Source organism: Nonomuraea sp. NPDC049129, assembly GCF_040648495.1.
In the GTDB taxonomy this organism is placed as follows: Bacteria; Actinomycetota; Actinomycetes; order Streptosporangiales; family Streptosporangiaceae; genus Nonomuraea.
This window is the reverse complement of the sequence record NZ_JBEZDU010000003.1, coordinates 208,036-222,133: the sequence shown is the minus strand read 5'-3', so window position 1 is coordinate 222,133 and position 14,098 is coordinate 208,036. Positions and strand designations below refer to the sequence as shown.

Sequence of the window (14,098 nt, the reverse complement as noted above, 5' to 3'; positions counted from 1 at the left end):
CTCGGCGGCCAGTATTCCTCCCCCCATGGCTAGGCGAGCATGGGGCGGCACACACGGGGATCCAAACAGGGGGGATCACATTGCGCAGGGACGACGCGTTACCCAGCTATGAGCAGCTCTTCGGTGAACTCGACTTCTACGAGGGCGACGAGGCCCGGTCGGTCTACTCACCGGCCGCCTATCTCGTAGACCTCCTCAGGCTCCTGGAAGGCGTCTTCCGGGACCCCGACCTGCTGGCCCGGCGGCCCGATCTGGCCAGGATCCCGCTCGACGCCGAGCACACGTTCACCGAGTCGCCCTACCTCGACATCGTCAACGAGGTGCTGGAGACGGTCGTCGGGAGCGACCCGTACGAGACGCTGCGCGCGGCCCGCCACCCGTTCGGGATGCCGTTCTCCCTGCTGGCCGAGCAGTTCAAGATGTACCTGCGCCAGCTCAAGGTCGCGCCCGAGGAGTTCTACCGGCTCTTCGCTCCCGATGTGGATCCCGACGTGGTCGCGCGGCTGTCTCTCGCGCTCTCGGCCGAGGACGTCCAGGTCGTGACCGTCCCGGTTACCTCGGAAGAGCAGCTCAGAGCCGACTACGGGCTCGGCGCGGAGGAGCCGCTCAGCGCGCTGGAGGACGTCGAGCGGTTCAGGCGGGCGACCGGGCTGACCACGGTCGAGGTACGCGAGCTGGTCTACGAGGGCGATGATCCGCAACGGCCGCCCGCCAAGTTCTTCGTCAATGGGGGAAATGAGGCCCCTACGGCCATAGACGGCCGGCGACTGGTCGGTGCCGGGTTCGCGTGGTTCGAGCGGGTCAACAGGTTCGTCCGGCTGGCCCGCAAGACCGGTCTGAGCATGACCGACCTCGACCGCGTGCTCACCACCTGTTGCGACAACCAGCTGGACGCGGCCGCGCTGCGTACCATCGCCGTGGTCGTGTTCCTCCAGAAGGGCTACGAGCTGACGGTCGACGGGGTGTGCGGCCTGGCCGTGCCGATCGAACCGGCCGAACTCGAGGACCTGCCCGAGATGTCCGGGGACATCCTGGCAACACACAACAAGGAGTACCGTCGCCGTTTGGCACGTTCCATCGAGACGGCCGAGAACGACATCGTCGACATCGTCCTGCGCTACCGCGACAGGTACGCCGCGCTGGAGCCGAGCCCGTTCGACCGGGGGGAGATCGGGCTGTCCGCGATCGCGCTGCTGCAACGGGCCGGGCGGCTCGTCGCGGCGCTCGGCCTGTCCGTCGGCGAGCTGTTCGACCTGCTGGAGGTCCTGGAGAGCGATCCGTCGCTGCAGCGGTACACGACCTTCCCGATCCTCGGCGGTACGGAGCCGCGGACCCGCGACTGCTACCGGATCCTCGAGGGCTCGGACGTGGCGTCGAGCCTGTGGCTGGCGCAGACGCTGCTCGCCGTCGGGCGCTGGATGCAGGCCGGTGGGTTCAGCGCCCAGGAGCTGGCCGACATCCTCGGCGGCGGGGCGCCGGCCGACGACGACCAGGTGGCCGTGCTCGACGGGATCAACCAGCGGTTCGAGTCGGTCGCGGTGACCCCCGAGCTGTTCGTGTCGCGCCGGTTCGGCGAACGGGCGGCCCAGGTGATCCACGACGTCCTGACCGCGTACGACGACGGCGTGGTCTCCGACCGGGACGAGCGCCTGCTCCGCCTCGACCGGACCAAGGCGCGGCAGGCCGCCTACGACGCCGTCACCGACCTCGGGGTGATCGTCAAGGAGGACTTCGTCGACCTGGGGCTGGACGAGCGGCTGACGGCGAAGATCTTCGCCAACCTGGTCTTCGCCGGCCGCCTCCAGAGTGACGGCGCGCTCGTCGCCGACGGGCTGCCGAAGACGGTGGCGGAGCTGCGGCTGGCGAGGGACTACAGCTCGTTCGCCGAGCCGCTGTTCAAACTGATCAACAGCCTCGGCAACGGCACCGCGTCCTTCTTCCCCTCCGACCTGGCCTCCCTCGGCAATCTGAGGGAGGAGCAGCAGGCCGAGCTGTACGACAACCTCGTCTTCAACGGCTACCTCGACAGCGAGGGCGACGTCCTCGACCCCGGCTTCTTCGCGGACGAGGCGAACGCCGGGCGGTTCATGGTCAACGCGGATCTCGACGACGTCGCGCCGGGCGTACTGGCCGAGCTGCTCGACCGGGTCGAGCGGTTCCGGCGGGAGCGGCTCACGCTCGATCCCGAGATCTTCGCCGAGCTGCGGGTGGACGAGGCGGCGCTGTTGGCCAGTCTGCGCTTCAACGGCTACCTCGACGAGGACGGCGGCTATCTCGACAAGGTCGCGCTCGCCGGGCTGCGGCTGGACGACTTCGGGCTGGCGCTGGAGTTCTATCCGCGCCGACGGGCCATCCTCGACGCGATGAAGGAGCAGATCGCGGCCTTCCAGAAGGAGACGTACGCCTTCACGCCCGACGACTTCGTGGACGTCGCCGACGACGCGATCGCTCAGCGGGTGATCGACGCCCTCGAAGGCCCCTACCTCCAGGAGGGCCGGGTGCTCGACGAGAGCGTTGAGGTGGACCTGGGGGACGGGTTCCGGCCCGCCGAGCAGGTGATCGTCGCCGGCCGGATCGCGGAGATCCTGAAGGACGAGCAGCCGTACCGGCTCGACCTCCAGGCGGTCACCGAGCTCGGCTTCGACGACGGGGAGCGGGCCGACCTGGTGAACGTGCTCGTCGCGGCCGGGCATCTCGACGAGGCGCTGGCCGTGCCCGAGGACCGGCTCGACTACTTCCGCGTCGCGACCAACGCGCTCGACTTCACGGTGCCCGGCGTGGAGGACTACGCCAAGGAGCTGTTCTTCCTGCTGCACCCCGTGGCCAAGGAGCTCAGCGCGGCGGTCGACGAGATCACGGACACGCTGGAGCGGCTGGCCGAGCAGCAGCAGGCGGCGTTATGGTCGGTGCTCGCCGACGCGTTCGGCCTGCCCGCGGCGACCGTCGAGGCGATCTGCGTCTCGGTGACCGGCGGCGTCCAGGAGGCGCTCGACGTGCTGGCCGCGCCGGCCCTCATAGCGGCCGAGGAGACCGTCGAGGTCACGGCCGTGCCGCCGGATCCGCACTTCCGGCAGGCATACCGGCGGATCCGGCGCTTCGCGCTGCTCGCGGCCAAGCTCGGCCTGGACCCCACCGAGGTCGCCGTGTCCTTCCAGGACCAGGACCTGGTCGGCAAATACCCCGAGCCGCTGGCGCTGCCGCCGGGACTCGACCGGTTCGACGCCGTGCTGGACAGCTCCGACGGCAACATCTACCTGTTCGGGGAGGGCGGCTACTGGACTTACGCGAAGGCCACGTACGCGCTGGCCGACCCGCGGCCGAAACAGCTCATCGAGCTGTCGACCCGGTTCACCGGGCTGACCGGCGTGGACGCCGCGTTCGCGCACCCCGACGGCACCGAGTGGATCATCGGCCACGGCGGCGACGGCGCCTCACGCGCCTTCGTCAGGGAGCGTGGCGGCACCCGCTGGGCGGCGAAGGAGCAGGTCTGGGGCAAGGTCAGGAACAACTTCGACGACCCCCAGCGGATCGACAGCGCGTTCGTAGATGAAGACGGCAAGACCTACCTCTTCTCCGGCGATCAGTACATCCGCTACACCACCCCTGACTACACGGTGGTCGACGAGGGCTACCCGCGCGGCATCGACGAGTGGTGGCAGGGGGAGGGCCACGACACGCCGCTGCCCAAGGCGTTCAGGAAGTCGGTCGACGCCTCCTTCCAGGACCGCGACGGCGGGATCCACCTCTTCACGGGACAGCGTTACCTCGCGGTAGGGGGCACGGAGGAGGCGATCGCCAACCGGTGGGGCCGGGTCCGCAACGTCTTCGACGGCGCCGAACGCGTGGACGCGGCCTACGCCGACGCGACCGGCGTCCACCTCTTCGCCGGTAACCAGGTGATCCGCTACTCCGGCAGCATCGAGAACGACGGCTTACGTGTGGACGACGGCTACCCACGGCGCATCGAGTCGGACTATCCCGGCATCCCCGGGCAGTTCGAGTCGGGTATCGAGGCGGCCTTCGCCGACTGGGACGGGGCCGTCCACCTGTTCAAGGACGGCCGGACGGCCAAGGGCGACGGCGCCGCGGTCCCGACGGCCGAGCGCTGGGGCGTGCAGGCCCCCGTGCTGCCCAGCGGTACGGTCGACGCCGCGTTCACCGGGCTGGACGGGAAGACCTACCTGTTCAGCGGCGGGAGATATCTCAGATACTCCGGCGCCGACTACTCCGTCGTGGACCTCGGTTACCCGCGCGCGATCGCCCCCGACTGGGGCGGGCTGCGCGCGGTGGGCGCCTCGTTCGTGATGGACGGCAAGACGTACCTGTTCGGCTCGGGCGGCGAGCTCTTCGACGTGCCGCTGGAGCAGGAGAACGAGCTGAAAGCCGGTCGCCTGTCGCCCGCGCTGCGGCGGCGGTTCATGGAGCACGGACTGACCTTCGCCGACAACGTGATCATCGGCGGAAGCGGCAGCGATACGGCCACGGACTGGCACGTCGTCACCGAGCAGCGGATCGACGTCACGCTCGTCCGCGAGGCCAAGCGGATCCGGGTGCAGGCCGACGCGGGCCACTTCTACGTCCGCTATTCGACCAGGGACTACACCACGCCGGACGTCGGCTACCCCAAACCGGTCGCCGACAACTGGTGGAACCTGCCCGCCGCGCTGGCGGACGACCCCGCCTTCACCACGATCGACGCGGTCTTCAGCGCCGGGGACGGCCAGACGTACCTCTTCTCCGGCGAGCGTTTCGTGGTGTTCGACCACCGGCACCGCTGGTGGTCCGAGCCCCGCACGCTGCGCGAGCACTGGGACAGCATCCCCTTCAGCAGGGTCGACGCCGCCTTCATCGGCAAGGACGGCCGGACGTACGTGTTCTCGGGCGACCAGTACGCCCGCTACTCCACCCGCGACTACACCAGGATCGACGACCGTTATCCCGCGAGTGTCCCGGCGTTCTGGGGCAACGTGATCAGCAACCTGGCCAGGACCGGGCGGGTCGACGCCACGCTGGTCATGGACGCGACGGAGCTGGTCGAGGGCGTCGAGGTCACGCGTACGTACACGTACCTGTTCTCCGGGAACCAGTACGTGCGTTACGAGGGCTATGACTACACGACCGTGCAGGAGGGTTACCCGCGCGCCCTCGCGGACCTGCACCGGGAGCCGCGGCTGGGCAACCTGAGCGTCACGCTCGACGGCGTGGACGCGGCCTTCGCCGATCGGCGCAACGTCTACCTGTTCAGGGGGGCGCGGTGCCACGTCGTCTCCAGCGAGCTGTACCGGAGCTACGACGATCTCGCGCCGGTGAGCTGCGCCTTCGTCGAGGACGGCGCGGTGCTGGTCGAGGGGCCGGACGGCTGGCGGCGGCTGTCCGCGATCGAGGGGACGACTGTCAGGGCGACGCCGGTCCGGCCGCGGACGCTGCGCCCGGTGCCGGAGGAGTTCAGGACCGGCCTGGACGCCGTCCTGGAGGGCGCCGACGGCACCACGTACCTGTTCAAGGGCCCGAACTGCTTCAACACCCGGCTGAACCGGGCGTACCCGCTCACAGAGGAGTGGGGCCGACCCCGTAACACGATTTATCAGGACAACGCGGTGGATGCGGCGTTCACCGGACAGGACGGGAAGACCTACCTGTTCAGCGGGGACCAGTTCGTCACCTACACCGGCACCAGCGACACGATCGATGGGGACCCGCTGCCCATCGCCGACCACTGGGCCGGGCTGACCGGCGTGGCGCTCGCGTACGTGCGCGACGGCAAGACCTACGTCTTCGAGCACCCGGACGACGACGGCATGCTGCGCTACCTGGTCTATTCGGGGGAGGATTACCGGCAGCCCGACGACGGCTACCCCATGGTCACGGACGCCGGCTTCTGGGAGGTCCCCGGCGAAGAGCGCGCCGCGGTACCCGACGCGGTGCTGTTCGAGGGCGGCACCATGCTCCTGCTGTACGGGGAGCGGTGCGTCCAGTTCGACGAGGCGACCGGGCGGTGGTCCTACCCGCGGCCGACCGAGCGGATCTGGCGGGACTTCGGCCGCGGCCTGGAGCCGGGCGACGCCCTCAGGACCGCGTTCACCGCGACCGACGGCGCGACGTACTTCTTCTTCAGGGAGAGCTACGCCCGCTACGCCGACCGCGCCTTCTCGCCGCTCGCCCCGATCCGCGAGCGGTGGGGCCGGGCGCTCCACCCGTTCACCACGGTCGACGCCGCCTGTGTGTACGGGGGCCAGACCACGTTCCTGTTCTCCGGCGACCAGTACGTCCGCTACACCAACGCGGATTACCGCTACGTGGACCCCGGCTACCCGAAGAAGATCATCGGGAACCTGCGCCAGGAGGAGGCGTTCGCCCGCCTGCCCGAGGCGTTCGAGGACGCGGTGACGGACCGGCCGCTGGACGCGGTGCTCGTCAACCGGCGCAACCTGTACCTGTTCGTGGGCGGCGCCTGCCACGTCGTGTCCGTGACGGCCGAGGCCGACTACGACCTCGGGCTGCTCGGCGGCGTGCGCAACACCCTCGTGGAGCGGCAGAAGGTCGACGCGGCGCTGGTCGGGGGCCCGCACACGTTCCTGTTCTCCGGCGACCAGTACGTCCGGTACACCGGCACCGAGTACGACACCGTCGACGACGGCTACCCGCGCACGATCGACGGCTCGCTCAGCCAGGATCTGGACCTGCCGAACCTGCCCGACGCGTTCGCCGACGGGCTCGACGCGGCCTTCCGGGGGCTCGACGGCGGGACGTACCTGTTCAAGGGCACCCGATACCTGCGTGCCGACCGGGCCGAGCCGGACCAGCCGGTCAACAGCCTGTGGGGCAAAGTGCGCAACGCGTTCGCCGAGGGACCGGGCATCGAGGCCGCCTTCGCCGCGCCGACCGGCGAGCTGTACGCCTTCAAGCAGGGGCAGTACATCAGATACCAGCCCAACGACCTCGAATACGTCGCCACCGGCTATCCCCGGACCGTCAAGGACGACTGGGGCGACCTGCCCGCCGCCTTCGAGGAGGCGGGGCCCGACGGCGCCTTCGTCTTCGAGGGCCGGACGTACCTGCTCAGGGACGACGAGTACGTCCGCTACTCGGGCGCCTACGACGCCGTGGACCGTACCTTCCCGCAGCCGATCAAGCACCGCTGGTCGGACAGCGCCGACTACCGGCTGAGCGATCTGCACACCATCGTCAGGTTCGTCGAACTGGCCCGGTCGCGTCCCGACGGCCTGGCCGCGTTCCTGCTGAACGGTCCGGCGGCCGTCGAGGATCCGTACCGGTACCTGGCGGACCTGTTCGGCTGGGACGCCGACGAGCTGCGGTGGGCCAAGCGCAACGCCGCCCTGCTGACGCCCGACACGCCGGAGGAGGACCGCTTCGAGATCGAGTTCGTGCTGAAGCTGGTCGACGTGTTCGCGGTCGCCGACAAGTTCGACGCGGGGCCGTCGACGATCTACACCGACGTCTGGTCCCGCGTCTTCGGCGCGACCCCGGCCCCCGAGGCCGCCAACACCGCCCTGTCCGGCCTGCTCGAACGGACATGCGGCCCGGCGGACTGGGTCACCCTGTCGGGCCGGCTCCACGACGAGCTGAACCTGCTCAAGCGCGACGCCCTCGCCCCGTCGGCGATCATCCGGCTGGACGGCTTCAGATCCACCCGCGACCTGTACGAGAAGTTCCTGATCGACGCGGACATGGGCGGCGCCGGCCGGACCTCGCGCGTCCGGGAGGCCATCGCGGCCACCCAGCTCTTCGTGCACCGCTACCTCCTCGACCTGGAGGAGGTCACACTCCCGCCGGGCCGCGACGAGGACGAGGTCAGGCGGCGGCTGAAGACCTGGTGGGGCTGGCTGAAGAACTACCGGCTCTGGGAGGCCAACAGGAAGGTCTTCCTCTATCCCGAGAACTACCTGCGCCCCGAGCTGCGCTCCGACAAGACGCCCGCGTTCAAGGCGCTGGAGAGCGACCTGCTGCAGGGCGAGATCACACCGGAGACCGTACAACGGGTCTACAAGAGATATCTGGACGAGTACACAGAGGTGTCCAGGCTGGCCATCGCCGGCGGGTACGTCTACCCCGAGGACGGGGCCGACGAGGGCACCCGGCGTCTGGTCCTGTTCGGCCGGACGCGGACCGAGCCGCGCCGCTACTACTACCGGGGCGCGGAGTTCAGGGACGGCGTGAACCTCTCCGCCACCTGGGAGCCGTGGCTCAAGGTGGACGTCCAGATCGACGCCGACCGGGTCTACCCCGTGCACGCCTTCGGCCGCGTGTTCGTGTTCTGGACGGTCGTGGAGACGGTCCCGGTCGTGGTCACGTCCGACACGACCATCGACGCCACGAAGACCGGCGACACCCAGAACGTCAAGACCCCGCCGCCTATGTACCGCGTCAAGATCTACTACTCCTTCCTCAACCTGAACGGGGAATGGGGTGCCGCGCAGTTGCTGGCCGCCGACGGCGCCCAGGCGAAGCAGATCACCGGCGTCCGGCTGTACGTGCAGGCGTCGAGGACCGTCCCCGGCGGGCCGGACGGCCTGCACGACTCGATCATCGTCACCTGCTCCGACGCCGCCGGGGTCAGGTCGGCGTTCGCGCTCACGCCCGAGCTGTACGCGGTCAACGCGGAAGGCGTGGCGGAGCCCCCGCGCGCCATCCGGCTGGACAAGATCTTCGCCGAGCCCGACAGCAGCCCCGTGGACGAGCCCGGGGCCGTCCGGTTCAACATGCCGGCCGGGACCCTGGACCGGCCGTGGCTGAGCGTCGACCACAAGGGCGGCAGCTTCCTGTGCCGGCCGGTGACCGCGCCGAGCGGGGCGGAGCCACTTCTCCCGCTGGGGAGCAACCCGGACGGGCTGCCGAAATGGAAGCGGATCGACGCCGCGTTCGAGCTGCCCGATGGCCGGCGATGCTTCTTCGACAACGCGGGCAAGCGCTTCAAGCTCGGCACCGAGAAACTGGCCCCCATCAAGGAGCGGTGGGGGATCGTCGGCACCGGCCTGCTCAGGTCCGGCGTCGTCGACGCCGTCCTCGTGCGCGGCGGACACATCTACGTCTTCTCCGGCGCCGAGTATTACCGCTATTCGGGCGCACCGTTCGGGGCGCCCGACACCGGATACCCGAAGCAGCTCGACACCAACCCCGACAACCTGCCGCGCTGGGCGAAGGTGGACGCCGCGTTCACGCTCGACGGTGTGGAGTACTTCCTCTCCTTCGCGGAGAACGTGTATGTCGACTCCTCGAACCTGCGCGACGTGAAGCGGATCAACACTCGCTGGGAACTGCCCAAGGACGCCGTGGCGGACTCGGCCTTCGTCCACCGCGACCACCTCTATGTCTTCACGGGTGAGACGTACATCCGCTTCAGCGGCGCGGACACCGCCGACGCCCCGCAGCCGCTGAGCGAGAACACCGAGGGCCTGCCCCAGAGCGGCCCTGTCGGCGCGGCGTTCTCCTACGAGGAGCGCGGCTACTTCTTCGACAACACGGCGGGCACTTACCTCGCCCCGGACGGCCGGACCTACCCGACCAGGGAGCTGGGCCGCATACCCACGGCCATAGGCACGACCGAGTCCGTCGACGCCGCGTACGTGGACGACGGCAAGCTCTACCTGACCAGCGGCTTGGAGCTGGTCCGCTACACGCTCGCCAAGGACGGAACCGTCCCTGACTACGTCGACGACGGTTACCCCAAGCAGCTGAAGAGCCAGGTCAAGGCCGTGATCCAGCGCAACCGGCAGCGCTACGTGCTCGGCACGAGCGAGTACGCGCTTCTGGAGGCGGGGCAGGAGCCGACGGGACAGCTGGCGTACCGGCCGGTCGCCGGCAACTGGGGCGGTCTGCCCGCGGGCTTCCAGACCGAGTTCACCGGCGTGCTCGACGGCGCCAAGCTCTACCTGTTCCTCGGCGCCGACTACGTCGTCTATTCGTCGGAGCCGACGGCCCAGCGGCCGTACGAGTTCGCCGGGCTGCCGCACGAGATCGTCCGGCTGACGTCGAGCACGGCCTACCGGCTGAACAAGGAGCTGCTGACCGGCGGCGTCGCGGCGCTGCTGGCCCCCGAGACCCAGGAGACGGACGAACTGCCCGCCTTCAGCGTCGAGGACTCCGACGCGACCACGATCAAGGTGCGGCCGCAGGTGGCCGGGACACCGTCCAGCTCGCACCTCGACTTCCAGAGCGCCAACGGCATCTACTACTGGGAGATCTTCTTCCACGCCCCGCTGCTCATCGCGCAGGCGCTGAACAACGCCCAGCGCTTCGAGGACGCGCGAATCTGGTACGAGTACGTCTTCGACCCGACGGAGCGGGTGAGGTACTGGCGGTTCCTGCCGTTCCTGGCGGTCGACCTGCGGGCGCTGGTCGACAGCTGCCGCGCCGACCTGGCCGGGCTGGGCCTCGACGGCTCGGCCGTCGCGACCGCACTCGAACCGATCCTCGACCGGCTGGCGGCGCTGGCCCCGGCGTTCGAGCAGGCCGGCGAGCTCTCGCAGGAGGACAAGGACTTCCTGGCCGGCCTCGCGGACACCAGGCTGAAGGACATCGACAAGGCGCTGAAGGCCCTGCCGGGGACGTCCGGCCTGCGGGAGCGGATCGCCATGATCGCCTGGCTCCGGCGGCAGTACGACCTCATGGGCGACCGTGGGAAGTTGATCAAGGCGTACATGGACGACCCGTTCGACCCGCACGCGATCGCCGAGCTGCGCCCGTCCGCCTACCGCCGGGCCGTGGTGATGGCCTACATCGACAACCTGCTCGACTGGGGTGACCTGCTCTTCCGCCAGTACACGGCCGAGAGCGTCGACGAGGCCAGGATGCTCTACATCTTCGCCTACGACCTGCTGGGGGAGCGGCCGGACGTCCTCGGCCCGCGCCCGCTGCCGGCCGCGCTGACCTACGAGGACCTCCGCCACCTCCCCCTGGAGGAGCTGGACGAGCTGGACGACGAGCTGAAGGCGCTGACCGGCGGGGGAGCGCTGCTGGAGGGGCCCGGGGAGGTGCACAGGAGCGTCGCGAGCCCGTACTTCTACGTGCCCGAGAACAGCGTCTTCTTCGAGTACTGGACCCGCGTCGAGGACCGGCTGCGGAAGATCCGGCAGTCGCTCGACATCATGGGCGTCAGCCGGCCGCTGCCGCTGTTCGAGCCGCCCGCCGATGTCATGGCGCTGGTCCGCGGCGCCGCATCTGGTGCCTCGCTCGACCAGCTCACGCAGGGGATGGCGGCTCCGGTGCCCTACTACCGGTTCGCCTTCGTGTTCAGGAAGGCCCAGGACCTTGCCGACAAGGTACGGCAGTTCGGCAACGACCTGCTCAACGTGCTGGAGCGGCGCGACGTGGAGGAGCTCGCCCTGCTGCAGAACCGGCAGGAGGGCACGATCCTCGCCCTGACGCGCGGCATCAAGGAGGCGCAGATCAAGGTCGCCGAGGAGAACCTGGCCGAGCTGGAGGCCAGCAGGGACGGCGCGACGGCGCGGGTCCAGCACTACGAGAAGCTGATCGCCGACGGGCTCTCCGCGCTCCAGGTCGAGCAGCTGGCCCGGATGAAGAGCGGCTCCGACGCGCACTTCGTCGCGGGCGGCCTGAAGATCGCCGCCTCGATCGCCCTGGGCGTGCCGCAGGCACTGCTCGGCCCGTTCATCTTCGGTACGGGCTTCGGCGGCGAGCAGGTCGGCAACGCCCTCGACAAGGTGGCCGACGTCTCCTCCACACTGGCCGAGGGATACAGCACACTCGGCGAGCTGATCGGTGTGCGGTCGGAGCAGCAGCGCACGGCGCAGGACTGGGATCTCCAGCTCAACATGGCCAAGAGCGACGTGACCCAGCTCGGCCACCAGCTGACCAGCGCCCAGCACCAGCTGACGATCGCCCAGCGCGAGCTCGCCGTCGTCGCACAGGACATCGCCAACCAGGAGGCGGTGGCCGCGTTCATGAAGGACAAGTTCGCGGGCGCCGAGCTCTACCACTGGATGGCCGGGCGGATGTCCGGGCTGTACTTCCAGACCTACAACCTGGCGTACGAGATGGCGCGGTCCGCCGAGCGGGCCTACCAGTTCGAGCGGGGCGAGAACAACGGCGACGGCGGCTACATCCAGCCGATGTACTGGGAGAGCCGGCGCAACGGCCTGCTCGCCGGCGACAGCCTCGGCTTCGACCTGGAACGGCTGGGCAAGGCGTACGTCGACACGGACAGCCGTGGAATGGAGATCACCAAGAAGGTCTCGCTGCTGGGCCTGGACCCGCTCGCCCTGCTGGCCCTGCGCGGCGAGGGGCGCTGCGAGTTCGCGCTGACCGAGGCGCTGTTCGACCGGGACTTCCCCGGGCACTTCCGGCGCCGGATCCGGACGCTGTCGGTCTCCTTCCTGGGCGCGGACGGGCCGCTCGGCGTCTACGCGACGCTGACGCAGCTCGACAGCAAGACCGTCCTGGCGGCCGACCCGAAGGCGGTCAAGTTCCTGCTCGACCCGAAGGGCGCGCCACCCGACACGCTGCGCCCGGACTGGCGCTCCGGCCAGCAGATCGCGCTGTCGGACATCGAGGAGTACAAGGAGAACAACGGGCTGTTCGAGCTGCGCCTGGACGACGACCGTTACCTGCCGTTCGAGGGCACGGGGGCGGTCTCGCGGTGGCGGCTGCAGCTGTCGGGCCCGGCTCCGGCCGGTCTGAGCGACGTGGTCGTCACCGTCAAGTACAGCGCGGACCAGGGCGGGGAGGTCTTCGCCAACGCGGTCAAGGGCATGCTCAAGCCGTACGCGTCGGCCCGCTACTTCGACGTGGCCGGCGAGTTCCCCGACGAGTGGGCCCAGTTCCAGGAGGGCGAGGACGACCAGCTCGTCCTGCCGTTCACGCCGGAGCTGTTCCCCGCCATCAGCGGGCGGCAGATCACCGGCGTCTACCCCAGGTACGAGCTGGCCGGGCGCGGTTCGGTGCGCTTCCTGCTCAATGGCGACAAGAGGCTCGCGCTCAACGACGGCAAGCTCCTGCGCACCCCCGGTCTCAGCGTCGGCGGGAACCCGTGGGTGCTGGTCCTGGAGGGTGACAAGGCGGCTCTCACCAACCTCGGCCTGGTGCTCACGTACCGGGCGAGTGTTCAGTAGGGGAGCCGGACATGTCGCTATTGAGCAAGCTCAAGAAGGCCACGACCAGGAAGAAGACCCGTCAGTCCCCGGAGCCCACCACCGCGAAAGAGCTGGCCGGGACCGTCGTCCTGACCAAACTCAAACGGTCGGACTCGCTGGTCGACCTGGAGCCCCTCGCCCCACAGCCCAAGCCGCCGGTGAACCCGCCGTCGGACCGGGCCTTCCTGGAGAACGCCTACCAGAGGTACTACGTCAACGGGGTCCATACGAAGACGGCCAAGCTGCGCAAACGCCTGTACTCCTTCATGGGCAAAGGCGAGACCGGCTACCTGGAGCACGCGGTCACGGACGCCGAGTCCCGCGGCTTCACCGCCGACAATCCCGACTACAGGGTGTCCAGCCAGAACGGGAAGCTCCTGGATGAGGCGCTGGCAGTAGGCGACTATTTCCACGTCAGCAACAAGGCCTACAAAGAGATGCCGCTGGAGGGCCGGGCGCGGCGCATCATCGTCAATGTGAAGACGCAGGCAGCCGGGCTCAAGGTGGCCAAGGCCCTGACACCGCTCTTCAAGGACAAAGACGTCTCGCCGTACTTCAGGAAGTTCAAGATCTACCTATCGGGGACGGCGGCCGCGAAGAAGAAGGTGAAATACGACAAGCTCGTCATCTACTACGCGACCTCCGACGCGGACAAGAACGGGTCGGACCTGGTCGGGGACCGCATCGCCGAAACCATCACCGACACGGTGAAGCCGGACGAACTGGACAGCGCGTTCGCGCCCTTCTACAAGACGCGCACTCCGGGGGTCGCCTTCGCGGAGGAGCCGAAGTACTTCCTGGACAGGCAGGCAGGCAGCTTCACCAGCAACCGCCGCGACATCATCGCGGACGTCATAGAGCACAACGACAAGGTGGGCAGCGCGGAGGCGTTCATCGACCTGGTGAACGCGGCCTTCACGGCCAAGGGCGTGAACCCGGCCGCGCCGCACACCCACCTCGCCAAGACGCCCTGACCCCCGGAGACGGTC

The 14,098-nt window shown here is 69.2% G+C and carries 2 protein-coding genes; both read left to right on the top strand.

From position 1 onward, the window contains the following. Positions 1 to 80 precede the first annotated feature (80 nt). Positions 81 to 13,088 (top strand): hemopexin repeat-containing protein, encoded by a 13,008-nt coding sequence (locus AB0B64_RS10395; RefSeq protein WP_358176251.1) that lies wholly within the window; start codon positions 81 to 83, stop codon positions 13,086 to 13,088. Positions 13,089 to 13,099: 11 nt separating this feature from the next. Then, positions 13,100 to 14,083 carry a T3SS effector HopA1 family protein gene (locus AB0B64_RS10390; protein WP_358176248.1) on the top strand — a complete coding sequence of 328 codons (984 nt, stop codon included), beginning with the start codon at positions 13,100 to 13,102 and terminating at the stop codon, positions 14,081 to 14,083. Positions 14,084 to 14,098: the final 15 nt, after the last annotated feature.